The organism is Thalassotalea sp. G2M2-11, from assembly GCF_017168195.1.
GTDB lineage: Bacteria > Pseudomonadota > Gammaproteobacteria > Enterobacterales > Alteromonadaceae > Thalassotalea_E.
Window position 1 is genome coordinate 1 of sequence record NZ_JADNYL010000017.1, and the last position, 202, is coordinate 202.

At 39.1% G+C, this 202-nt stretch carries 1 protein-coding gene; it reads left to right on the forward strand.

Annotated elements, in window-relative coordinates; genetic code table 11:
* Window positions 1-22: 22 nt before the first annotated feature.
* On the forward strand, window positions 23-202 hold a 180-nt coding region (locus IV514_RS17380; RefSeq protein ID WP_206486587.1), incomplete at its 3' end, for a transposase.

A 202-nucleotide genomic window follows, 5' to 3' on the forward strand; every position in this document is an offset into this window, starting at 1 on the left:
TCATTACATTGAGGAGGCTACAATGCCTAGATATACCCAACCTAAAAAGACATGGTTTTATCCTGTCGATTTCAAAATCAAAGCAGTCGAACTAAGCTTAAACGACAATGTTATGTCTAAGGATGTTGCAGAGGCACTCGATATACACCCGTTAATGCTCTGTCGTTGGCGTAAAGAATATCGTGAAGGAAAGTTTAACAAC